The sequence below is a fragment of the Gemella haemolysans genome (assembly GCF_901873445.1).
GTDB classification, from domain to species: domain Bacteria; phylum Bacillota; class Bacilli; order Staphylococcales; family Gemellaceae; genus Gemella; species Gemella haemolysans_C.
The window spans coordinates 51,756-76,989 of sequence record NZ_CABFLN010000069.1; the positions used below are offsets into that span (position 1 = coordinate 51,756).

Here is a 25,234-nt window from a genome sequence, read left to right on the forward strand (position 1 = left end):
CTTAATTCAATAGTAGCTGATCACAAACATAGAAAGAGAACAGCCTAACAAATCAATATTTCAACAAATGATTAATTAGACTATTCTCTGATTTATTAAATTGAATTTTTATTTTCTAGCTACCTGATGGAATATATCCTTCAATATGTTCTTTAGCTAGTTTCTCGTGTTCTGGGTATGTTTTAGAGAAATAAGCTTTTCCATCTTTAGTCGCATGTAAGAAATAAACATATTCAGTATTTTCAGCATTATTTAACGCTTCGAATGATTCTGAACCAATAGAAGATATTGGACCAGGTGGTAATCCGATATTAGTATATGTATTGTATGGAGAATTTAATGATAATTCAGCTTGCGTTGGTGCCCCTGTAAGTTTATCTGCAGCGTAGTTTGCTGATGGGTCAGTTTGTAATCTCATACCTTGAGCCAGTCTGTTTAAAAATACACTCGCAATTAATCTATTTTCATCAGATTTTGTAGATTCTTTCTCTAAGATACTAGCAAGCGTCATATACTGATGAATAGAAACTTGTTTGTTTTGTCCACCAATATTCCATGAACGATTATTCTTTTTGTATAATGGTACTATTTTTTCATTAGATAGTTTAACCATTTTAGTAATTAAACTTTCTACAGTTTCATCATCTTTTAAATCGTATATTGCAGGATATAAATAACCTTCTAATGCATACTTAATATCCTTACCATAAATCTCATCTGTAATTAATTCAGGGAACTGTGATTGTAATTTTTTAATAAATTCACCGTCATTAACTTTTTCTAAGAATTCTTTAGAATCTAGTTTTGTTTTTTCTAAATTCTTAGCTATTTTCAGGATACTATCACCTTCGATTAAAGCAAACGTATTTCCTGTTTTACCTTTATTCTTAGCTCCTAATTCTTGTATAATTTGAGATAAACTCATGCTTTTTTTTAATTTAAAGCTACCAACATAAAAAGTTGTATCCGGTGTTAATCTAGAATAAATTTTAAATACCTCTTCGTTTTTGATTAAACCTTTAGCTTTTAATTCTTGAGCTATTCTAGCACTTCCATAATTCTCTTTAACTTCTACTGTAATGTCCTTATTATTACTTTTATCGACCGGTGTTGTCATGTAATAAAATATTGATAGAACTGCGATACCAATTACAACGATAATAGTTAGTATTAAAGGAATAATAGATTTTCTTTTTCTATTCTTCTTTCTCAGTTCTTTACTTCTTCTTATCTTATCTTCTCTCATTACTTACTCACTTTCGTCGTAATAAAAAGTATCTAAAACTTCAGAAATCATATCATATTCTTCATCTGTTTCTACTGGTTCAAAACGAACTGCATCTTCTCCATCTTCTATACATACCATTGGGAAAATACTAATTTCCTCTTCATCAATCGTTTCTTCCTCAGCGAAAATATAGTAAAGATTACCATTTGTAGGGTTAGTAAATTCTAAAATTTTACGGTATTCTTTTTCTTCTCCTTCTAAAGTACTAAGTGTATACACCTCTTCAGTATTATCAATACTAATGTTTTTTAAATCTTTTTCTTGCATTTTATTTTCCTCCTGAAAATTTATATTAATTTAATTTATCTAAATATGTCTGCAATATTAATACAGCAGCCATTTTATCAATAACATTTTTTCTTTTTTTCCTTGAAACATTAGCCTCAAGAAGAACTCTTTCAGCACCCATAGTAGTTAAACGCTCATCTTGTAGAATGATTTCTACATTTTTTATTTTTTTCTTTAAAACTTCTACAAAATATAACGTTGCTTCACCACGAAAACCAACAGAATTATCCATGTTTTTGGGAAGTCCAACTACTATAGTTCCTACATTATGCTCTGATACAAGTTCTTTAATTCTTTTAATTTTAAAATCTTTTATTTGCTCATTAATATTAATTGTTTCAATACCTTGAGCAGTAAGGCCTAATAAATCACTAATGGCTACTCCAATAGTTTTTGATCCATAATCAAGGCCCATTATTCTTTTATCTAACATTTAAGACTCCTGTATAAAAAAGTATAATAAGTACTCTAGTATATCATCCATGTCTATCATTCTAATTTGCTCTCTAGCATGATTATCACGTGGAATATATACTGGATCAGCTGTTTTGATATATCCCATCAATTGATTAATAGGATCATATCCACGTTGCTTAATAGTTTCAACAACATTTTTTAATATGTTGTGAATATCATTTTTATCATAAAAATTGCTATCAAATAATCTTGTTTCATCGAAATTTGCCATAATCTTTTCCTCCGATTATACTAACTCTACTAAGATACCTACTGCATTTTCTCCTGTGTGTGTAGAAATAATTGGTGTAGTAGTAAATATTTCATCTTCACTTACTTCATAACCAAAAGCTTCTTTTAATTCTGATTTTATTAATGTAATATATTCATCAGCTAATGAATTTGGTAAACTTATACTTTTTATCGTTTTATTTTGTTTTTCTTCTTCAATGTGTTTTATTAACGTATGAACTAGTTTTTTCTTACCACGAACTTTATCCAAGGCAACTAACTCTGTTTCTTTTAATTGTGTTAAAACTTTAATATTTAATAAACCACCTATTAAAGCTTGTGATTTACTTAGTCTACCACCTTTTACCAAATTGTCAAGTTTATCGATTGTAACATATGTTAATATATTCTTCGCTTTTTCTCTAAGTCTTTCTGCAATAGTTGATACATCAACATTCTCTTCCAATTGTCTTAAACACTCTTTTAATAAAAACACCATTCCTCTTGTTGTGGTTTTTGTATCAACTACATGAACATTTTCAAATTCTGAACTTGCTGTAACTGCTGTATTATATGTACCACTTAAAGCAGAAGAAAGAGTTAAAACAATAAGTTGATATCCTTCATTTGTCCATTTTTCATAAGCCTCAATAAATTTTCCAATGGCAGGTTGACTTGTAGAATACGATTCTGCTGTTCTCATTTTGACAATATATTCATCATTACTTATTGTTCGATAATCATATTCTACACCATCTATGTTTATAGTTAAAGGAATTACATCCACATTATATTTTTTAATTTCATCAAATGTTAAATCACTCGATGAATCGATAATAATCTTTACTTTCTCCATCGTTTACTCCTTCCTTCTTCTTATATAGTGTATGAATGAATAATTAAATTCATTATATTCATCTTTAGAAAAGTTCTCCCTACTAATCAATTCCCATTCATTCTCATCAAAATCAGGGAACTTCGTATCCGCTTCAACTATTGTATCAACTTCTGTAATAAACATTTCATCACACTTATCAAAATATCTACTATAAATCATTCCCCCTCCAAATATATATACTTTTTCAGTTTCAATATTATCTAAAATAGAATCATCTGAATAAACCTCAATATTTGAATAATGACTTAATGTATTTTTATCACGAGTTAAAACTCTATTTATTCTATTAGGTAAAGCTTTACCAATACTATCCAATGTTTTTCGCCCCATGATGATTGTTTGATTTGTAGTTAATTCTTTCACCCTTAACATATCACTTTTTAAACGCCAAGGAATAGTATTCTCTTGTCCTATTGATTTATTCTTATCATATGCAACTATAAGTGATAACATTATACCCCTCCTAAACTGCGATCGGTGCTTTTATAAATGGATGGCATTCATAATCAACCAATTCAACATCTTCAATCTTAAGGTCAAATATACTTTCAAAATCATTTATTTTCAGTTTTGGTAAAGAATATGGAGTTCTAGACATTTGTTCTTTTACTTGTTCAAAATGATTTTTATAAATATGTGCATCCCCAAGTGTATGAACAAATTCTCCCACCTCAAGATTGCACTCTTTCGCTATTAAAATTGTTAGTAATGAATAAGATGCAATATTAAATGGAACTCCTAAAAACACATCACCACTACGTTGATATAATTGACAACTTAATTTTCCATCATTAACATAAAATTGAAATAAAGAATGACAAGGTGGTAAAGCCATTGTATCAACTTCTGCCGGATTCCATGATGATACAATTAAACGTCTAGAAGAAGGGTTAGCCTTAATTTGTTCAACAACATTTTTAAGTTGATCAACACCATTAAAATTACGCCATTGTTTACCATAAACATTACCTAAATCTCCATATTTTTCAGCAAATTGTTCATCAGTAAGAACTCGCTCTTTAAATAATGACATTTGTTCTTTATATTCTTTTGCAAACTTTTCATCAATCAATGTACGATGTCCAAAATCCGTCATATCAGGACCAGTGTATTCTTCACTTTCTATCCACTTTTTAAATGCCCACTCATTCCATATATTATTTTTATTTTCTAATAAAAACTTAATATTTGTATCACCTTTTATAAACCAAAGTAATTCTGACCAAACTAAATTAAAATTAACTTTTTTAGTAGTCAATAAAGGGAATCCTTCAGTAAGATCAAACTTCATTTGGTATCCAAAAATACTTTTTGTTCCAACACCAGTTCTATCCTCTTTCTCAATTCCACTGTCTAAAATATATTGACATAATTTTAAATACTCTTTATCTACCACACTAATTCTCCATTACGCTTTATAATTGTTTTCTTTTAAATATTTCATTAAATCTTTAATCTTTTCTAATGAACTCTTACCGAAATGATGCTCGATTCCTTCTACTTCTTCGTATACTTTATCTTCATCAACTCCTATAAGTCTAAGAAAATCTTCTAATAATTCATGTCGAGTCAGGGCATACTCTCCCATTTTCTCACCTTGCTCAGTAAGAGCAATACCTCGATATTTCTCATATACGATATATCCCTCGACATCAAGCTTTTTCAACATTTTGGTTACTGTAGAAGGATATACTTCTAATTTTTCAGCAATATCAGCACTTCTAGCATAACCTTTGTTTTTTACTAAAGAATATATTACTTCAATATAGTCTTCCATCGTCGGTGTTGCTTTTGCCATGAACATGTACCTCCTTTATAATATTTTAAATGGTGATTTTTCTACTGTAGATTTTATTACTTCAACATTTAATTCAGAAATATAATCTAATAGTAAATCTTTCACTAAATTCTCAGAAAAATGTCCAACATCAATTATATTTTTTTTCATTTCTATTGCATCTAGTGCTGCGTGATATCCTACATCACCTGTCAAATATACATCTACTTCTGGTAGAGTGTAAATAAAGTCGGCTCCGCTTCCTCCTAAAAGTGCAATAGTAGAAATCTCTTTTTCATCTCCAATAACAGCTGAAACAGTTTCTAAAGAAAAGCAATTTTTAACATAAATGATAAAATCGCTAAGTTTCAGAGGTTTACTTAATTTACCAATTCTACCTAACCCCGCAGTGTTATCTAAACTATGTTCAAATAATACTTGGATTTCATTTAGTTTTAGAATTTTTGCCAAATAATCATTTAAACCTAAAGTGGCAGAATCCAAATTAGTATGAAATGAAATAACTGAAATATCATTTTTTATTAAATTACGAATAATTCTAGATTTAAAATCAGTAGTATAATCTATATTTTTTAACGGTTTAAAGATAAGTGGATGATGTGATACTATCAAATTAACGTTATTAGCAATTGCTTCTTCTACAACGCTAGTAGTTACATCTAAACATACCAATACTCTACTTACCTCATTATTGTTACTACCTAACATCAATCCGACGTTATCCCATTTTTCGGCTAATTTAACATCTGCTAAATTGTTTAAATGATTAAATACATCTTTTACTGTTGTCACAAAATCAACCTCCTTATCTTATCATCATATTATTATAACATTTTATAAAAAAAATTGCCATTACGAAACATATTTTGTAATTAAAATAACATATTTCTTTTCTATAATATTTTTGTTATTCTATAAAATAATGTTTTTAAAATTTAAATCAACAAATCATACAAGAATATATATAAAGTCTTTATACTTATTTTCAACACTAGACATTTTCAATTTTATATATTATTATTGTTCTTATAAAGAAATTCGTAGGAGATTATTATGCAAACTGTAGAAGGTTATCTAAATAAAATTATCTTTCATAATAAGGAAAATAATTATTATATTTTGTCTATATTTTTAAATGATCAATATAATTTTGCTGAAGGAGATTATTTAAGCGTTGTAGGAACATTTAACGATTTCGAATTTGTTGAAGATGAATTATATTCATTCAAAGGAGAAATTGTTCAGCATAGAAAATATGGTACACAACTTTCAGCAATTGTCGTAGAACCTGTTATTGAAAAAGATAAAGAAGCTATTGTATCTTATTTATCTAGTTCGATTTTTCAAGGTGTAGGAAGAAAAACCGCAGAATTAATAGTCGATAGTTTAGGTATAGATGCTCTAGATAAAATATATGAAGATAAAGAAGCATTATTTGCCATAAAAGGTATTCCAACACAACGTAAAGATACTATTTATGCTACAATCGTTGCAAATAAACAAACCCAAGATATAATTTTAAAGCTAAACGAATATAATCTTAGCAATAATTTAATTTTGAAAATCTATAACTTTTACAAACATAACACATTACGTACAATTACCGAAAATCCCTACTCACTAATTAAAGATATAAAAGGTATAAATTTTAAAACAGTAGATAAAATTGCAGAAACTAATGAAATTGCTGCAAATGATCAAGAAAGAATACTATACGGTTTTATTTATACTATTAATTCGTATTGTTTTTCTACTGGCAATACATATATATCAAAAAACAACCTTCTTTACAATACCTTTAACGTGCTATATTCTTCACGAAATATAGCAGTCGATAAACAAGATATATTAAATGCATACACTTATGCTCTAGATACTGGAAAATTAATAGAGATTGAAGATAGAGTGTTCTTACCAGAAATATACTATTCAGAGTATTCTATTTATAGTGATATAAATAGAAGATTAGAAATTAAAAACACTGAAGATATTAGTGAAAAACTATTAGATAAATATATAGACGAAGTCGAAGATGAATTGGGAATAGAATATGATATAGTTCAGATTGCGGCAATAAAAAACTGCATTCTTAACAATTTTTCAATCCTGACAGGTGGACCGGGGACTGGAAAAACTACAATCATACTAGCAGTCATTAAAATATTCCAAAAAATTAAAAACTATAGTATACATGATTTATTAGACGAAAATAGAAATATTATAACCTTATGTGCACCTACCGGAAAAGCGGCCAAAAGAATGTCTGAAAGCACAGGATTCTATGCTTCTACTATCCACAAAGCCATCGGTTGGAGTACAGAAGATGAAAACATGGAAGAATTTGTAAGTGATAAAAGTATAAAGTCTGAATTAGTAATAATAGATGAATCAAGTATGATTGATGTTTTCTTAATGTACAACCTATTAAAAATAATTCATAAAGATGCAAAGATAATACTTGTTGGGGACAACGATCAATTACCGTCAATTGCACCAGGGAATGTCTTAAACGATCTTATTAATTCTCAAGCTATATCGACAGTTAAGTTGAATAAAATCTTTAGACAAAGTGAACATTCAAGTATTATAAATATCTCCCACTCTATAAAAAATGATATTCCATTCGATATATTAGAAAATTTCGATGATAAGGAATTCATTTCAGCTAATAAAAATGAAATGATCAACGTCATCTCAGCCGTATATGATGATCTACTAAAAAACACAAGTAAAGAAAATATCCAAATCCTTGCTCCTATCTATAAAGGAACAAGTGGAATAAATGAGATTAATACAGCTATCCAATCAAGATTTAATGATAATGAAGAACAAATAGAGTACGGTGAATTAATATATAAAGTAGACGACAGAGTTATGCAACTCGTTAATAGACCTGAGGACAATATATTTAATGGTGATATAGGTTATATAAAAGAAGTATACAAAGAAGGAAATAAACTTAAAATCGTTATAGATTATGATGATAACTTTGTAACATATGAAAAGCAAGAATTAAACCAAATTACGCTTTCTTATGCATGTTCTATACATAAAGCACAAGGATCAGAATTTGAAAATGTTATAATTCCGTTTATTGATAATTATAACTTTATGCTCAATAAAAATTTAACTTATACTGCTATTACACGAGCAAAGAAAAAATTAATATTATGTGGAAATCATAATGTTTTTTATAAGTCAATCGAGCCTACAAATACCGTTAATAGACAAACTGCTCTAGAATGGTTCTTTACAACAGACAGAGAAGCGGATATTGAAGACATTGAAATTGATGAAGAGCTTAAAACATATATACTCGATTTTCAAAATATAAATACTATTGATCCTATGATTGGAATGGAAAACATCAAACCGACAGATTTTCTCTAATAAACATTAAAAACGGGGCTAACCCAAAAGTCCTAAAATTTAACATGGTTCATATGAGGACTCATAGACGCAGTGGTTTATTGATATCAAAAATCGCTTTATAAAAGCTTTTTAGATATCTAATAAACTGTGCGGAGGTGACTCTAAAAAATCGATTTCTACGAAATCACAATTTTTGAGTCACTCCCATCAAAAAGTCGAACTAACGGAAAAAGGTTGTATACTAAATCCGAGGCTGAAATTTTTCCCATGTCCTTAACTTCACAAAGACAGGTTATAGAACAATTTACGTCCTATAACCTATTTGAAATAATTATTAAATATTATCTATTTTTTCTTCTTAATGCTGCAGCTCCAAATAATCCTACGATTGCTGCTAAGAAGCCATAAGAAGCTGTTTGTAATCCTGTGTTAGGTAAAACTTTACCTTCTTTTTGATGGTTGTGAGCTTCACCAGCAGCTGCTTTGTTACTTTCACCTTCGGCACCTGCTTCTTCAGGCTTATTCCCTTCACTTTGATCCTCTACTAAAGCATATTTACTAAAGTGCTTAGCATCAAATTTAACAATACTTCCATTCCCGTCATCATATGTTTCTAATTTATCTAATTTTAATTTATTATTTTCATCACGATATATGTAATAAACTACTGATTTTCCTTTTGTATTAGTTAAAGTAACAGTTCTCTTAGAACCTACTGAATCAACAGTGTTTCCTAAAGAATCTGTAAGTTTTAAATCATAAACACTATCTAATTTATATTTTGGATTAATAGCTTTTAATTCTTTAGTTAATTCAGCTAATTCGTCTTTATCTTTAACTTCTTCGGCATAGAAATAAGTTGCTGGAATTTTAGTACTATCAAAGTGTACACTTATTCTTCTGTTTCCAACAGTTCGTTCTAGCATTTTATTTTTTGGTGCTTCTGGTAATTCAACTTTCGGGAAAGTTGGTTCTACTGGTTTAATTATTTTTGGCTCATCAACTTTTGGTTCGTCAACTTTGTCAGCTCTATAAATAGATTTCCCAGATGGATTTAAATCAAACTCAAAATTACTTAAATCACCTTTTGTCAAATCTAAGTCGTGAAGTTGTCTTAAATAGTAATGCCCAGGATCTGTATTTTTAAAGTTTTTAAAATATAATACATCATTTCCTTCACTATCTATTGTACTATCTACATCAAAAGAACCTGCCTTCTCTTCTAGGTCCCCATATTTTTTTGTCGATATTGTAATCTTACCAGGTAAATCTTTATGATGATATACAAATACAGCTTTTCCCCATATTCTTTCTGCTTCACTACCTGGCTTATTAGGACTATAATATTCTAACAACATTTTATCTGCAAATCTTTCTAAACCTGCTTTATACTTAACTGTAACTTTTAATACATCATTATCACCTACTTGTGATTTGTCTGAATATACTAAATAATCTTTATCACCTACTTCTGGCAACTTAGTTTCACTTAAATTTTTTATTTTTGTTTTATTATCGTATTTATATAAATCTTTTCTACTTAAATTAATTTCAGAAGTAATTCCTAACCCTACAGGTCGGTTTTCCTTATCAGTATTAATTATCTCAGCACTCAATTCGTTATTTTCAAGACTATTCGAAAGGTGAATATTATTTAATAAGTAGTTCCCACCTGTAAGTTTACTAGTATCTGCCATGTAAGAATTCTTTACTGTTCCTTTTTTTACATTTAGTTCATACTTACTTCCATTTGCTTCGTTTATATATTCAACTGAATTTACTGATAAATCAGAACTTGATGTTTGAATATTTAAATTTTTATTCTTGTCTAAAGAAATATCTTTTAATGTATAGCTAGTAAAGCTATCAACTTTCTTCTTATTAATATTACGATGACCCCATCCACCCTCATATACGTCGTCATCAAAATTAAATGGCTTGCTAACAGATACAAATCCAGTTTTTTTCTCGGTATCAGTTAACTCCGATGGACTAGGTGCATTATTTGGCTCAGCACTTGGGACTGTACTTGGGTGTGGTGTATTCGGCGTATCCGCTGCGAAAATATCTGCTTGAGGTATTACAATACCTGCTACAGTTAAAAATGATACAATAGCTGCACTTGTTAATAATTTTTTCTTCATATATTTTTCTCCTTTATAAAAATTAAAGTTATATCCATTATATATATATTGTCAAGTGTTTTAATAGATAATACAGAAATTTTTTTATAATAATTATTAGTTACTTAATATTTATTTTTCAGTATTATAATTTAAAAGATATAACATTTATTCTCTACAGGTTTTCTTTTGAGATTTGTTTTAAAATTTGTTCTTTTATCACACTAATTTTTGCATAATAAAAAGGAGTGATTCAACATTTGCGATTTCTTAGAAATCACGATTTTTGAGTCACTCCCTTTTTTAATTACATCGCTGCAAAATCACGTGCTATTTTATCTATATCGTTAATATTTAAAAATGCTGCTGCTATTGCAGAACCATTTTTTGCTGCAACAGAACTATTTACTGCTGCAATCATATTTTTAGTTAGTACATCTAAACGAACTAATTTAGCCTTAACTTCATTTAATTTTTCATATTCAATATTCTCATTATTTAGAGTTTTTAGAGTCGCTATCGAAGAATTTACTTTATCTGTCATCTCTTTAAATTTCTCTACCTTATCGCCTAAAGGACGTCCCTTATCAAGATCTGTTTCAATAGTTCCCGCTAGTTCGTCAAAAGTGATTAATTCTTTTGAAAATGAACTTAGCTTATTCTTCATATATTCACTTGAATATTTTGTTTGTGAAATATTGTAGTTCTTGTTAGCACTATCTTTTAAATTAAATGCAACTGAGTTTTTATTTTTAGTTACAATTTCAATATTGAAATCTTTATTATTAAACTCGTTTGAATTAATATTATCAATATTTAGAGTTTTCCCATTAAAATTATTAAGTTTTAATGATTTCAATAAAGATTCAAAACCTTCTTTGTTAATAACTTCATCATTAGTAGTAATTATCAACTTATTATCTTTTTTATCAAATTCAGTTTTTTCTAGCTGGTTTAGAGTAACAGAATTTGTAAGATTTTGCAATTGTTCTTTAGAAATATTGTCCTTAGAACTACAACCTTGCAAAATTAGCAAGGTTGTTAGTAATATTATCAGCTTTTTCATCACTTATTAGAAAAGTTCTGGTGCTGAGATAATGTTTAGGTTTTCGTCAATTTCAAATACTAATGGAGTACCAGTTGGTAAGTTAAGATCTAAGATTTTTTCATCAGAGATTTTTAATAAGTATTTGATTAACGCTCTTAAACTGTTACCGTGAGCAGAGATAAGCACGTTTTTACCAGCTTTAATTTGTTTAGAAATATCACTTTCCCAGTAAGGTAATACACGATCAATAGTAAGTTTTAAACTTTCTCCTGTTGGTATTTCATTTTCAGGAATTTCTTTATATCTATCGATGTTTCCTGGGTACATGTCACTAGATTTATCTAATGCAGGAGGAGCTACATCGAAACTTCTTCTCCAAATGTGAACTTGTTCATCACCGTATTTTTCAGCTGTTTCAGCTTTGTTTAATCCTTGTAAAGCACCGTAGTGTCTTTCATTTAATCTCCAGCTTTTGTATACTGGAATCCATAATAAATCTAATTCTTCTAAGAATAAGTTTAAAGTTTTGATAGCACGTTTTTGGTAAGAAGTATACGCTACATCAAAAGTAAGACCTAATTCTTTAAGTGTTTGACCACCTTTGATAGCTTCTTGTCTTCCTTTATCTGTGATATCAACATCAACCCATCCTGTAAATCTGTTCTCTAGATTCCATTGGCTTTCACCGTGTCTAGTTAATACTAATTTCATTAAGAAATCCTCCTAGTTTTATTATTATATTTTAATTATACAATATTTTTTAGTATTAGTACATAGTTTTTATTATAAAAAACATATTGAAAACGTTATAGGTATGCTGATTTTGATAAATTACATATATTTTTCACTTTCTGATATATATTAAGAAAAATAAGACTAGCTGAATAATAATTTCCATCTAATCTTATAATAATAAATAATATTTTCTGTTCATAATAACTTTATAATGAATTTTGTATTTTTAAAATACTTTACGCTCCACTTTACCCCTTTTTACAATTTTTAACTTGTTAGTCTCAAAAAAAGTAAAGACTTTAGCTAATAAAACTAATATAATAATCCAATATATAAACATAAAATTACCTTCTTTCTTTTTGTACGTAAAACTTAATTTTCTTCTTACTTATATAATAACATACGGAAAACCGAAAATCAAGAGAAAAATTCATATTTCTTAATTTTTTTATTATATACCCTTGATTTTATATACGGTTTCCTTTATAATCAATATATAGATAGAAAATAGATTGGAATGTAATATTATGACTACAACTTTTAGTATTAGATTTAAAAAATGTTTAAAAGAAAAAAATATAAAACAGGCTGAACTTGCTCGTTCAACAAAAATTACACCTTCATCAATTAGCGATTGGTCTAAAGGCAAATACACACCTAAAAGAGATAAATTACAAATTATAGCTGAATATTTATCAGTAAATCCTGCATGGCTTATGGGAGAAAGTGATACAATGGAAATAGAATCTTTAGATAGTAATTTAAATTCCAACAATAACTATTTAGATGATGTTTCTAAACTTCCTATTTTAGGAACAATCTGTGCAGGGGATGGTGTTTATATTGAAGAAGAATATGATGAACATATTTTTATCGATCAAGGTATGGGTGCTGATTTTGCACTACGTGTAAAAGGAGATAGTATGATAGAAGCTGGTATATTCGATGGTGACCTAGTTTTCATTCGTCAACAAAGTTCTGTTAGAAACGGTAAAATTGCTGCTGTTAGATTAACTGAATGGAACGAAGCATCTCTAAAGAAAATTTTTGTTAAAAATGACAATGTAATTCTTTATCCTTGTAATCCTGACTATGAACCTATAGTAACACGTAATGTTGAAATTATTGGTGAGTGCGTCGGTGTATATAGAGAACTATAATTTTATAAAATACGAGTTTCTTAGATTAATTCCTAAGAAACTCGTATTTTTATATCCTTTCTAATATAGCCATCCTATATCGACCGTTTATATCTTTATACACTTCAGCCTTAAATTCATTCTCATTTGCTAGTTTCAGTATCTTCTCTCTTTGATCATATCCTATTTCAAAAAATATCATACCATCATGATTTAAATATTCTTTAGCATTTTCTACTATTTCTCTATAGAAATATATACCATCTTCTTCTGCGAATAAAGCAAGGTGCGGATCGTAATTTAAAACATTATCTTCCATTGTTATTTTATCATTATATGCTATATATGGAGGGTTTGAAACTATGATATCAAATTTCTCATTTATATTTTCAAAAATATCAGATTGTATAAATTTAACCTCTGCCTCGTTCATTATTGCATTTTCTTTAGCAACTTTTAAAGCTTCTTCACTTATATCACTTGCGACCACCTCTAACGACTTAGATTCAAGTTCTTTTCTTAAAGTTATTCCGATAATACCACTACCTGTACATAAATCTAGAATTTTTATGTTATTTTTATTAATAGATTTTATATACTCAATAACCTTATATATAAGTTCTTCTGTTTCCATTCTAGGCGATAATACATCTTTATTAACTTTAAACTTCCTATCATAAAAATACTCAAATCCCACAAGGTGACTTAATGGCATATTTTCATCTATATGTTTATCAATTAAAGAAAAATACAATTCTTCTTTTTCTTTTGATAGTTGCTCTGAAATATTATTTGTAAATTGTTGAGAATTTTCATCCAACATATACATTAATAAAAATCTCGCTAACGATTCTTCTTTTCCTTGCCTTCTTAAAAGAAGACAAGCCTTTGTAATAGCTTGCCTTCTGTTCATTATAGTTCTTCACCTTTATTAAGTTCTGCCATCTTCTCGGCTTGTTCAGCAATACGAAGTGCTTCTAGAACCTCATCAAGTTTACCTTCCATAATTTGGTCTAATTTTTGAATAGTTAAACCGATTCTGTGATCAGTAACACGGTTTTGAGGATAGTTATAAGTTCTAATACGTTCAGAGCGATCCCCTGTTCCAACTTTAGATTTACGTTCAGCATCAAATTTAGCTTGCTCTTCTTGTTGATATTTATCATAAACACGAGCACGTAAAACTTTCATAGCTTTTTCTTTATTTTTAATCTGAGAACGTTCATCCTGCATAGATACTACAACACCTGTTGGAATGTGAGTTAAACGTACGGCTGACATCGTTGTATTAACCGATTGTCCTCCAGCACCACTAGATGCGAAAGTATCAACACGGATATCATTTTCATTAATGTCGATTTCAATCTCTTCTGCCTCTGGTAAAACTACTACTGTTGCAGTTGAAGTATGGATACGACCACTTGATTCTGTTGTAGGGACACGTTGTACACGGTGTGCCCCACTTTCAAATTTCATCTTAGAATACACATCTTCACCAGAAATAATAAAGATTGCTTCTTTAATACCACCGATACCAGTTTCAGAACGTTCTAAGACGTCAACTTTCCAACCTTGGGACTCAGCGAATCTAGTGTACATACGTAATAAATCACCAGCAAATAATTGTGCTTCATCTCCACCAGCTGCTCCACGAACCTCAACAACAACGTTTTTCCCATCGTTAGGATCTTTTGGTAATAATAAGATTTTTAATTCTTCTTCCATAGGTGCAAGAGTTGGTTCTAATTCTTTAATTTCCTCTTGCATCATTTCTTTCATCTCTTTATCTTCTTCAATTTCAAGAAGTTCTTTAGTATCTTTAATTTGTTGAACTATATCTTTATATTCTCTAAATACAGCTACTGTTTTTTCTATAGAACGTTGCTCTTTAGAGTATTCCATAAGTTTTTTTGTATCACTTACTACATCTGGATCACTAAGTAATTCGTTTAACTTTTCATAACGCTCTTCAACTATTTCAAGTTGTCCAAAAATTTCCATTTCTTCCTCCTAAATTATCTTTTAATTTCATGGCAATGACGACATCTAGCTTCATATGATTCACTAGCACCTATAACTACTATTGGGTCATCATACCTAGCTGGTTCACCATCAATCAATCTTTGACTTCGACTAGCTTCTTTACCGCATTTATTACAAACAGCATGAAGTTTTGTTACCATTTCACTTACAGCCATTATTTCAGGCATCGGGTGAAACGGTTCTGCTTTGAAATCCATGTCTAAACCTGCCACAATAACGCGTATACCATCATCAGCAAGCTTATTAATAACTTCTACAATTTTTTCATCAAAGAACTGTACTTCGTCAATTCCTATGATATCATATTTTTTATCAATAATATAGTCATAAATCTGTTCAGCTTTATCAATATTTACAGACTCATAACTATTTCCATTATGTGTAGAGACCATATTCTCTTCGTATCTATTATCTATAGACGGTTTGAATAAAAGTACTTTTTGTTTGGCTATTACCCCTCGTTTTATACGTCTTAGTAATTCTTCTGATTTTCCAGAGAACATACTTCCGCAAATACATTCTATCCATCCGAATTTTCTATTTTCTATCATTATTAATCCCCTCGGGCTTTTATTATACAATTACTAATAGAATAAAAACAGACAATCCAATAAAGAAATGTCTGTTTTATTTTTCTTACTTGATACCGTATTTTTTGTTGAAACGTTCGATACGTCCATCTGCTTGAGCGAATCTTTGACGCCCTGTGTAGAATGGGTGTGTATCTGAAGAAATCTCAACTTTTAATAATGGGTATGTATTTCCATCTTCCCACTCGATAGTTTCTTTTGATGGTTTAGTTGAACCACTTAAAAATTTGAAACCACTAGTAGTATCCATGAATACAACTTTACGGTAATCTGGGTGAATTCCTTCTCTCATTATTATCGTCTCCTTCTGCCCTGAACGCTTTTAATACGAACAGAGTTATTTTTCAGTGAGTTAATCACATACCTTATTATTATAAATAATAATCCTAAAAAAATCAAGTACTTTTACTAATATTTGTAAACTTTTTTTGTTGACACCTTATGTTTAATTACTTATTTAAAATATATCCATGATTTATATACATACTTAATTTTTTTAAAAAAGGATAATCTATTTTAAATAAGACTATCCTATATTAATTATTTACTTTTCACTTCTTTTGTTGCTACATCTTCTCCAAACCATTTGTTTGAAATTTCTTGAAACTTACCTTCCGAATATAATTCAAAAAATGCTTCGTTTATTTTATTAACAAGAGTTATATCCGCCTTTCTCGCTCCTACGGCAAAAGCTTCACTATCGAATCCAGCGTTTATTATATTATAATCATCAAGTTTATTTTGTTGTTTTAAATAATAATTTGCATAAACTCTATCAATTAATAATGCATCTATTCTATCATTTTCTAAATCTATTAACGCTTCATTAAAACTTTCATATTGTGTTGCATCATTATTTTTAACAATATTTTTCAATACTTCTGGTTTTTCATTGAATGTATCATACCCAGATGAACCATTTTGCGCACCTAAAATTTTATTTTTTAAATCATTTGTCGATTTAATATTTTTAGATTTCTTTGTAACAATCACTTGTTCATTAACCATATATTGATTAGTAAACTGAATAATACTTTCACGCTCTTCAGTTTTTGAATAACCGTTCCAAATCAAGTCGATATTACCATTTTTCAATTCGGTTTCTTTTAAGTCCCAGTTAATAGCCTGCCACTCTACCTTAATTCCATATTTTTCAAATACAGAATTCGCAAGGTCTATATCAAAACCAATATTTTTTCCACTTTTGTCTTGGAAACCCATAGGTACAAAGGTATTATCAAAACCAATTACAACCTTCTTATAATTTTGAAAATCATTCCAGTTATCTTTTCTCGGTTTGTCTTTTCCTCCTGATGCGCAACCAGTAACTATTAGAACAGTAATAATAAGTGTAATAAGGATTTTTAATTTTCTCATTTAATCACCTCTTATTTTGGTTCTACTTTCACAATACTATCCGCTATATTTTCAGCAAATTGCAAATCATGCGTTACGACAATCTGAGTAATACCTAGTTCTCTATTTTTTAGAATTAATTTTTCAACTTCCAATCTAAGTTCAGGATCTAAAGCACTAGTTGGTTCATCATATCCTATAATTTTGGGTTCAATCATCATAGCTCGCGCTAACGCTACACGTTGTTTTTGTCCTCCAGATAATGAAATAGGATAACTAGCAACTTGCTTTTCTAAACCAAGTTTTTCTAATAACTCAATAGCTTTTTTATCCGCTACTTCTTTGGGCATATTCATAGTTTTTATCGGTGATAAAACTAAATTTTCTAGCACTGTCAAATGTGGAAATAGCTGGAAATCTTGAAATACGAATCCTAACAAATTCCTTTTTTCTAATTCATCTATAGGAAGAGACTCACCATTATAAATAATTTCACCAGAATCTATCTTTTCTAATCCTGCTAACATTCTTAATAAAGTAGTCTTACCACCACCAGAAGGTCCTACTATTGCTAAAATCTTATTCTCTTCAACTGTTAAATTAAAATCTGATAGTATTTGTCGATCTTTAAATTTTTTACTAATATTTTTTAATTCTAACATAAGTTACCTCCTATCATAATTATAACGTTTTTCAACTCTTTTAGACACAATCGTTACTATACCTATTAAGATTAGATAAATAGCTCCAGCTACAAACATAGGTAATAAACTGGCATCCCTATTAGCTGCAGTTCTACTAGCTAAAATTAAATCACTAATACCTAGAGCATAAACTAGCGATGTATCTTTAACTAAACTCATTATCTCGTTAAATACACTCGGTAAAACAATTTTTATTACTTGAGGTAAGATAATATACCTAATCGTCTGAAATTGTGTGAATTTTAATACTGTGGCAGCTTCATATTGTCCTTTTGGTATAGATTCAATACCACCTCTAAAAATTTCAGCGAAATAAGCTGCATAGTTTAACGTGAATGCAATAATAGCAGCAGGTAATCTATCGAAACGTATTCCCACCGATGGTAGTATATAATAAATAAAAATCAACTGAAGTAATAATGGTGTTCCACGCATAATCCAAATATAAATATTAATAAAATAATTTAATAATTTAATATTAAAACGCATTATGAATGCAATAAAAATACCTAAAGGTATAGATAAAATTAACACAAGAAAAAATACTTCTAATGTTGTAACTGCACCATTCATTAAACTAGGTAATATCTCCAATAAATATTCCATATATATTCCTCCTTTTTTATATTATAACCCCTCTCTACAGCCATGTAGTTGGTTGTTATTTAAAATTACCACTATTATAGCACACTTTCAAACAAAGAAAAACCCCTTATATTACTAAGGGGCTAAATAATCATTATTTATTTAATTTTGAATCGTGGAATTTTTTCATAATTCCTTCTTTAGATAATAAACTTCTAACTGTGTCAGAAGGTTGAGCTCCATTACCTAACCATTTTAATGCTAACTCTTCATCGATTTTAACTTCTGCTGGTTCTTTAACAGCATTGTAAGTACCGATAGTTTCGATAGAACGTCCATCACGTGGAGATCTTGAATCAGCAACAACGATACGGTAGAAAGGTGATTTTTTAGCACCTAATCTTTTTAAACGGATTTTTACTGCCATGTTTGTACTCCTTATGTTTCAACTTTTTTATTAATTTTATGTGTGTGTGTTTATGAAGTGTTTTAATGAAAAAGTTGAATCTATAACGCTAAGTTTTATAAGCTAGATATTATTCTAACAAAAAAATAAAAGCATGTCAATACTTTTTGACGAAAAACGTCAACTTTTTTTGTTGACTCGTCTAATCCTTATTATATCAATTTTTCTACGCTATGTAAAGAAAAAATATTTATAAAAAAATACTTCATTTGTCCTTCTAAATCAGGTAAGGTAAATTACTGAAAAAAAAGGTATGAGAGTAACTCGATAAAATCATTTTCTTCAAAAATACATTTTTTGAGTCACTCCCACCCCTATTCATATATTAATCTTCTAATACCTTAGCTATTTCATTAAGAACCTGCTCTTTTCCAATTTTAGAAACAGATGAAAACGGAATAATGGCCATACTATTAGTTAAGTCTAATTCGCGTTTTATTATTCCTGTATTTTTCGCAAGTTCATTTTTAGAGATTTTATCAATTTTTGTCATAACTATGACAAATGGAATCTCATAGTAGTTTAAAAATTCATTCATCTCTATGTCATCTTGAGACGGTTTATGTCTACTATCAATTAAATGTAATACAAATCCTAAGTTTTCACTGTTGGTAAAATATTCAACAATCATATCGTATAGTTTTTCTTTTTCTGGTTTAGATAATTTTGCATATCCATATCCCGGTACGTCTACTAGTACTACTTGATTATCTACATCGAAAAAGTTTAGTGTACGAGTCTTCCCTGGTTTAGAAGAAACACGAGCATAATTTTTTCTATCTAATATTGTATTAATAAAAGAAGATTTACCAACATTTGAACGACCACACATCGCTACTTCTGGTTTGTCATGTTCTGGATATTGTTTTTTTGAGACTGCACTTATTAATAAATCAACATTATGTGTATTTAACTTTTTCATTATTATTCTCCAAATACTATTTTAAATACTTCTTGAATACTATCAACTGAATAAATAGTTAATTTTTCAAGTACTTCTTTCGGAATATCAATTAGATCTTTTTTATTTTTAGTTGGAATAATTATAGTATTAATATTCATTTTTTCTGAACTTAATATCTTCTCTTTTACTCCACCTATTGGTAAAACTTTTCCATGTAAAGTCATTTCTCCAGTCATAGCTATATTATTATCAACTGGTTTTTTAGTTAATGCAGAATACACCGAAGTAGTAATAGTTATACCAGCAGATGGCCCATCTTTTGGAACAGCTCCTTCCGGAACATGTAAATGTATATCTATCTCAGAAAAATTAATATTTTCAATATTTAAATTCTCAGCATTAGAACGTAAATAAGAAATCGCCATTTGTGCTGATTCTTTCATTACATCCCCTAGTTTACCTGTAAGAATAATCTTACCATTACCTTTTGATACACTTGTTTCAATTTCTAAAGTATCTCCTCCTACAACAGTGTAGGCAAGACCGTTAACTAATCCAATCTCAGGTTTAACATTTTTATCTTTCGAACTAAATTTTTCTGGTCCAGCAAAATCTTCAAGATTAGCAACACCAACTTTTATTTTTTCTTCACCTTGAAGAACTTTTAACGCGGCTTTTCTACAAATAGAACCGAAAACTCGCTCTAAATTCCTTACACCTGCCTCATAAGTATAACCATTTATTATCTTATTAATCGCTTGTTTTGTAAATGTTATTTGTCCTTTTTTAAGTCCATTTTCTTTAATTTGACGAGGAATTAAGTATTTCGCAGCGATATTTTCTTTTTCTTTAATCGTATAAGACTCAAGTTCAATTACTTCCATCCTATCTCTAAGTGGTGCTGGAATTAAACTCAAATTGTTAGCTGTAGCAATAAATAATACTTTTGATAAATCAAATGGAATATCTAAATAATGATCTACAAATTCATTATTTTGAGCTGGATCAATTACCTCTAGCATAGCTGCAGCAGGGTCACCTTTTATATCAGAAGCCATTTTATCAATTTCATCTAATAAAATAACTGGATTTTTAGTTTTTATTTTTTTCAATGATTGAATAATCTTACCAGGTAATGCACCAAGGTAAGTTCTTCTATGTCCACGAATTTCAGCTTCATCATGTACTCCACCTAAAGAAATACGAACAAAACTTCTTCCCATAGAAGCGGCAATCGATTTAGCTAATGAGCTTTTACCCACACCAGGAGGTCCTGATAAACATAAAATTGGAGATTTCATATCATCTCTTAATTTTTTAACTGCTAAAAATTCTAAAATTCTCTCTTTGATTTTTTCTAAACCATAGTGATCTTCATTAAGAATTTTTTCCGCATTTTTTATATCAATTTCATCTGCTGTTAATGTATTCCATGGTAAAGCCACAACAGTATCTAAGTATGTTCTAATAATCGAATGTTCAGGGCTCATTACCGGTGTTTTTTCTAATCGATCTACTTCTTTTAATAAGACCGCCTTATCTTCTTCTGATAATTCAATCTCATTAATAGCTTGACGAATTTTTTCAATGTCATCATCCTCAGGCGCTATTTGTTTCAACTCATCTTGAACAACTTTCATCTGTTCACGTAAAAAATATTCCTTTTGCTGAGTATCAATATTAGTTCGAACTTTTTCATCAATCTCTCGCTTAAAGCTATTACCAACTAAAAATGCTTCTAAACTTCTATTTAAGAAGATAGCTTTTTTCTCTAAATCTAATAAGAATAGTACACGCTGTTTTAACATTTTATCAATCGGGAAAAACTTAATATTCTTATTAATGAATTTTTCTAAATCATCAGTTTTATAGTAATCTATATCAAAATTTTCTCTTTTTAGATAATTTAAAAAGTTATTTCTTATATTGTTTAATAAACCTGTTTTGTCAAAACCATTATCAACAACTTCTCTTATGTTTATATCTAAATGCTCAACATGGTTATTATTGTAAACACCACTTTTAACTTCCGCTATACCATAACATTGATATTCATATTTTTTATTCTTCTTGTCTATAGTTAGTTGTCCATATGTTCCAAAAAAGACATTAAAACCATTACTATCGAATACATCATCTTCAGAAAATGAATCATCATAACTATCAATCGGTTTTCTCTTATAAGTTACAAAAACTGGTATTTTATCTTTTTTTACAGTTTTTATCGTTTTTAAAAATTTTTTGTCCGTTACATCTATTGTATAAGTATTAGACGGAAAGAATAAATCTCTATTCTCTAATAAATAATATTTTGTCAAAACGAACTCCTCTCTAACCTAATTATTTTAAAATCGGTTTTGTTTTATTAATAACATTATCACGTGTTACTGTACATGTTTTAATACCTTTTTTACTCGGAATTTCAAACATTACATCTAATAATAACTCTTCGATTATAGATCTTAAACCACGTGCTCCTGTTTTTCTCTTAATTGATTCTTTTGCAATTTCCTCGAGTGCTTCTTGTTCAAAAATCAATTCAACTCCATCAAGTTCAAACAAGTATTCATATTGTTTAACCACAGAGTTTTTAGGTTCAGTTAATACTCTTACTAAGTCTTTTTCATCTAATTCTTCTAAATAACAAACAACTGGAATACGTCCTATGAATTCAGGAATCATACCAAATTTTACCAAATCTTCATGTTTAACTTTAGAAATAATATCTTCATCATCTTTCAATTCATCACTCTTAGAAAAACCAATAACTTTTTCACCAAGACGACGCTTAATAATTTCTTCTATACCTGAAAATGCTCCACCAATAATAAATAGAATGTTTTTAGTATTAATTTTAATCATTTCTTCTCCAGGGTGTTTTCTACCACCTTGAGGAGGAACACTTGCTACTGTTCCTTCTAAAATTTTAAGAAGTGCTTGTTGTACACCTTCCCCTGAAACATCACGAGTTATTGATACATTTTCACCTTTTTTAGCTATTTTATCAATTTCGTCGATATAAATAATACCTTTTTCAGCTCTCTCTATATCGTAGTTTGCACTTTGAATAAGTCTAAGTAAGATATTTTCAACATCTTCTCCTACATAACCTGCTTCTGTAAGTGTAGTAGCATCAGAAATAGCAAATGGTACATCAAGCATTTTAGCTAATGTTTGTGCTATTAATGTTTTTCCTGATCCTGTACTACCTATTAATGCTATATTACTTTTTTGTAATTCTATATCATGATTCTCAGCTGCTTTAATTCGCTTATAATGATTATAAACTGCAACTGCAACAGATTTTTTCGCCTTATCCTGACTTATTACATAATCATTTAAGTGTTCCATTATTTTTTGAGGTTCTAATAATTTAAATACAGGTTTATTATTAGCATTTCTAAATTCTATTTCTTCTTCAATTATGTCTGAACATAAATCAACGCATTCATCACAAATAAATACGTCATTCCCTGCTATCATTTTAAAAACTTCGTTTGTATTTTTTCCACAAAAAGAACATCTAACTTCTTCTTTACTTTTAACCATAATTACACCTCACATTATTGAACTTTATCTTATATCTTATTATCTTTTTATTATCTAATCGATATAAAGCCCAAAAAGATACACATTATTATACCATACAATACATTTTATTTCTAGCAAAGACTATTAGAAAATAATTAATATTAAAACATTTGTAATATAATCCTTAACATTTTCAAATTAGAAAATATCGTTATTTTATATATTTCTAGTCAATTCTTAAAATTTTACATGTTATTCAATTTCTTATTTGTATTTCCTTCTTTTAGTAATCAAATATTAGTGGTATAATAATTCTATATAGAAAACAGGAGGAATACTATGTCATTTTTTTCAAAACTAGGTGAAAACATAATTTTACCTCAAGATGTACTAATTCAATCAAAAGAAACAGCAGCTGTTGCAGGTGCAATTAATGCTACAATTGGTATTGCAACAATCAAAAAAAAAGCAATGTCATTACCATCAATTAATAAAGTATTAACAGAATTAAACAATTCAGAATATCTACCTTATTCTCCTACACCAGGATTACCAAAAATGAGAGAATTATGGAAAGAAAAAATCTTAGCTGATAACTCTAGGATTAATAAAGATTTTTTATCTTTACCTATGGTCACAACGGGAATTACCCAGGGGATTGATATAGCAGCAAATCTATTTAGTGAAAGTGGAGATGCACTTCTTCTACCAAATCTGTTTTGGCAAAACTATGCACAGATTTATACAATCAAACTAGGTAATACCATATATAAATACAACCAATTCAATGAAAATAATGAGTTCAGTATCGAAAATTTCAAAAAAGCTCTTTATAGTATAAAAGAAGACAAAATTTCATTAATATTGAACTTCCCAAATAATCCAACTGGATATACACCATCTGACGTTGAATTAGATTCATTAGTTGAAGTTATAAATATCTTCGCAAAAGAAAATACAAATAAACAAATTATCATCGTTTCTGATGATGCTTATTTTGGACTATTCTTTGAAGACAAACACAAAACTCCAACATTAAGCGCTACATATAAATTAGCAGAAAATGAAAACTGTTTAATAGTAAAATTAGATGGTATCACTAAAGAATTTTACAGTTGGGGACTTCGTGTAGGTTTTATTACATACTATACTAAAAATGATGAATTAAGAAAAATTTTATTAGAAAAAACACAAGGTTATTTGAGAAGTACTACATCATCTCCTTCAAACCTATCGCAACAAATTGCTGTGAGATTATTAGAGAATAAACAATCATTAGAAGAAAAAGCAATCAATGATAAAATAATTGAAGAAAGATATAGCGAATTAAAACAAGCTATATCAAAAGAAAATTTAAATTCACTAGTTACAGTTCTTCCGTTTAATTCGGGTTACTTCTTTACTATAAAATTACCATCAAACATTAATGCTCATGAATTTAGACTTAAATTCTTAAATGAATATAAATATGGCGTATACTCTATGGATGATGATCATATTAGAATCGCATTCTCATGTTTAGATAAAGAATTAATTCCAGAACTTATAAATAAATTTAAAGAATGTATTAAGCAAATTTAATACAAAAATACGACTTAAAAAGGCTCATCAAAAAATCGGACTGATGGAAAAATCAGTCCGATTAAATTATATACAAATTTGTAAAAAAACATAGAAAA

26 protein-coding genes are annotated in these 25,234 nt (G+C 28.8%); 3 read left to right on the forward strand and 23 right to left on the reverse strand.

What is annotated here, in order from left to right; all coding sequences use genetic code 11:
* Positions 1–115 precede the first annotated feature (115 nt).
* Genes mltG through JX287_RS08070 form a run of 9 tightly spaced genes read right to left on the reverse strand, consistent with a single transcriptional unit; the run spans position 116 to position 5,751 of the window.
* Positions 116–1,246 carry an endolytic transglycosylase MltG gene (mltG, locus tag JX287_RS08030; RefSeq protein ID WP_204644364.1) on the reverse strand — a complete coding sequence of 377 codons (1,131 nt, stop codon included), beginning with the start codon at positions 1,244–1,246 and terminating at the stop codon, positions 116–118.
* Between the two features lie 3 nt (positions 1,247–1,249).
* Positions 1,250–1,555 carry a DUF1292 domain-containing protein gene (locus JX287_RS08035; RefSeq protein ID WP_003146018.1) on the reverse strand — a complete coding sequence of 102 codons (306 nt, stop codon included), beginning with the start codon at positions 1,553–1,555 and terminating at the stop codon, positions 1,250–1,252.
* Between the two features lie 25 nt (positions 1,556–1,580).
* Positions 1,581–2,009, reverse strand: a complete 429-nt coding sequence (gene ruvX, locus JX287_RS08040; RefSeq protein ID WP_048802630.1) for a Holliday junction resolvase RuvX — start codon at positions 2,007–2,009, stop codon at positions 1,581–1,583.
* Complete coding sequence (locus JX287_RS08045) at positions 2,010–2,264, reverse strand: IreB family regulatory phosphoprotein (protein ID WP_204644365.1); 255 nt, start codon at positions 2,262–2,264, stop codon at positions 2,010–2,012.
* A gap of 15 nt (positions 2,265–2,279) precedes the next feature.
* On the reverse strand, positions 2,280–3,119 hold the full coding sequence (locus JX287_RS08050; protein ID WP_204644366.1) for a DegV family protein: 840 nt from the start codon (positions 3,117–3,119) through the stop codon (positions 2,280–2,282).
* Between the two features lie 3 nt (positions 3,120–3,122).
* Positions 3,123–3,614, reverse strand: coding sequence for a dihydrofolate reductase (locus tag JX287_RS08055; RefSeq protein ID WP_204644367.1), 492 nt, complete (start codon positions 3,612–3,614; stop codon positions 3,123–3,125).
* Positions 3,615–3,624: 10 nt separating this feature from the next.
* Positions 3,625–4,557: a thymidylate synthase gene (locus JX287_RS08060; RefSeq protein ID WP_275576638.1), complete on the reverse strand. Its 933-nt coding sequence runs from the start codon at positions 4,555–4,557 to the stop codon at positions 3,625–3,627.
* Positions 4,558–4,569: 12 nt separating this feature from the next.
* Complete coding sequence (mntR, locus tag JX287_RS08065) at positions 4,570–4,959, reverse strand: transcriptional regulator MntR (protein ID WP_204644368.1); 390 nt, start codon at positions 4,957–4,959, stop codon at positions 4,570–4,572.
* Positions 4,960–4,974: 15 nt separating this feature from the next.
* A complete protein-coding gene (locus tag JX287_RS08070) occupies positions 4,975–5,751 on the reverse strand; it encodes a Nif3-like dinuclear metal center hexameric protein (protein WP_204644369.1) in 777 nt (258 codons plus the stop codon).
* Between the two features lie 261 nt (positions 5,752–6,012).
* Between JX287_RS08070 and recD2 the strand changes: the two genes are divergently transcribed.
* Positions 6,013–8,349 (forward strand): SF1B family DNA helicase RecD2, encoded by a 2,337-nt coding sequence (gene recD2, locus JX287_RS08075; RefSeq protein WP_204644370.1) that lies wholly within the window; start codon positions 6,013–6,015, stop codon positions 8,347–8,349.
* 323 nt (positions 8,350–8,672) lie between these two features.
* Here recD2 and JX287_RS08080 read toward each other — a convergent pair whose 3' ends face one another.
* From JX287_RS08080 to gpmA, 3 genes are all read right to left on the reverse strand, one after another.
* Complete coding sequence (locus JX287_RS08080; RefSeq protein WP_204644371.1) at positions 8,673–10,475, reverse strand: hypothetical protein; 1,803 nt, start codon at positions 10,473–10,475, stop codon at positions 8,673–8,675.
* A 286-nt stretch (positions 10,476–10,761) separates the two neighbouring features.
* Positions 10,762–11,520 (reverse strand): hypothetical protein, encoded by a 759-nt coding sequence (locus JX287_RS08085; protein WP_239650375.1) that lies wholly within the window; start codon positions 11,518–11,520, stop codon positions 10,762–10,764.
* Between the two features lie 6 nt (positions 11,521–11,526).
* Positions 11,527–12,213, reverse strand: a complete 687-nt coding sequence (gene gpmA / locus JX287_RS08090; protein WP_204644372.1) for a 2,3-diphosphoglycerate-dependent phosphoglycerate mutase — start codon at positions 12,211–12,213, stop codon at positions 11,527–11,529.
* A gap of 551 nt (positions 12,214–12,764) precedes the next feature.
* Between gpmA and JX287_RS08095 the strand changes: the two genes are divergently transcribed.
* Entirely contained in the window at positions 12,765–13,397 is a 633-nt protein-coding gene (locus JX287_RS08095) for a LexA family protein (protein WP_204644373.1), read from the forward strand.
* A gap of 49 nt (positions 13,398–13,446) precedes the next feature.
* Here JX287_RS08095 and prmC read toward each other — a convergent pair whose 3' ends face one another.
* The 11 genes from prmC to clpX all read right to left on the reverse strand — a co-directional run bounded on the left by prmC (position 13,447) and on the right by clpX (position 23,573).
* On the reverse strand, positions 13,447–14,289 hold the full coding sequence (gene prmC / locus JX287_RS08100; RefSeq protein ID WP_204644374.1) for a peptide chain release factor N(5)-glutamine methyltransferase: 843 nt from the start codon (positions 14,287–14,289) through the stop codon (positions 13,447–13,449).
* Positions 14,289–15,377 carry a peptide chain release factor 1 gene (prfA, locus tag JX287_RS08105; protein WP_003145535.1) on the reverse strand — a complete coding sequence of 363 codons (1,089 nt, stop codon included), beginning with the start codon at positions 15,375–15,377 and terminating at the stop codon, positions 14,289–14,291. Before prfA ends, prmC begins: the two co-directional genes overlap by 1 nt.
* Positions 15,378–15,391: 14 nt before the next feature.
* Positions 15,392–15,970, reverse strand: a complete 579-nt coding sequence (locus tag JX287_RS08110) for a thymidine kinase (RefSeq protein ID WP_204644375.1) — start codon at positions 15,968–15,970, stop codon at positions 15,392–15,394.
* Positions 15,971–16,055: 85 nt separating this feature from the next.
* Positions 16,056–16,301, reverse strand: a complete 246-nt coding sequence (locus JX287_RS08115; protein WP_003145327.1) for a type B 50S ribosomal protein L31 — start codon at positions 16,299–16,301, stop codon at positions 16,056–16,058.
* Positions 16,302–16,549: 248 nt separating this feature from the next.
* Positions 16,550–17,386 carry an amino acid ABC transporter substrate-binding protein gene (locus tag JX287_RS08120; RefSeq protein ID WP_204644376.1) on the reverse strand — a complete coding sequence of 279 codons (837 nt, stop codon included), beginning with the start codon at positions 17,384–17,386 and terminating at the stop codon, positions 16,550–16,552.
* Positions 17,387–17,397: 11 nt separating this feature from the next.
* The gene (locus tag JX287_RS08125; RefSeq protein ID WP_204644377.1) at positions 17,398–18,027 is read right to left on the reverse strand and encodes an amino acid ABC transporter ATP-binding protein; all 630 of its coding nucleotides are present in this window, start codon (positions 18,025–18,027) and stop codon (positions 17,398–17,400) included.
* Positions 18,028–18,030: 3 nt separating this feature from the next.
* On the reverse strand, positions 18,031–18,675 hold the full coding sequence (locus JX287_RS08130) for an amino acid ABC transporter permease (RefSeq protein ID WP_204644378.1): 645 nt from the start codon (positions 18,673–18,675) through the stop codon (positions 18,031–18,033).
* Positions 18,676–18,808: 133 nt separating this feature from the next.
* Positions 18,809–19,081: a 30S ribosomal protein S16 gene (gene rpsP, locus JX287_RS08135; protein WP_003145074.1), complete on the reverse strand. Its 273-nt coding sequence runs from the start codon at positions 19,079–19,081 to the stop codon at positions 18,809–18,811.
* 364 nt (positions 19,082–19,445) lie between these two features.
* Positions 19,446–20,042 (reverse strand): ribosome biogenesis GTP-binding protein YihA/YsxC, encoded by a 597-nt coding sequence (gene yihA, locus JX287_RS08140; protein ID WP_204644379.1) that lies wholly within the window; start codon positions 20,040–20,042, stop codon positions 19,446–19,448.
* Positions 20,043–20,044: 2 nt separating this feature from the next.
* Positions 20,045–22,342 carry an endopeptidase La gene (gene lon, locus JX287_RS08145; RefSeq protein ID WP_204644380.1) on the reverse strand — a complete coding sequence of 766 codons (2,298 nt, stop codon included), beginning with the start codon at positions 22,340–22,342 and terminating at the stop codon, positions 20,045–20,047.
* A 22-nt stretch (positions 22,343–22,364) separates the two neighbouring features.
* Positions 22,365–23,573: an ATP-dependent Clp protease ATP-binding subunit ClpX gene (clpX, locus tag JX287_RS08150; RefSeq protein WP_204644381.1), complete on the reverse strand. Its 1,209-nt coding sequence runs from the start codon at positions 23,571–23,573 to the stop codon at positions 22,365–22,367.
* Between the two features lie 321 nt (positions 23,574–23,894).
* Here clpX and JX287_RS08155 point away from each other — a divergent pair, with 321 nt between their 5' ends.
* Entirely contained in the window at positions 23,895–25,136 is a 1,242-nt protein-coding gene (locus JX287_RS08155; RefSeq protein WP_204644382.1) for an aminotransferase class I/II-fold pyridoxal phosphate-dependent enzyme, read from the forward strand.
* Positions 25,137–25,234: the final 98 nt, after the last annotated feature.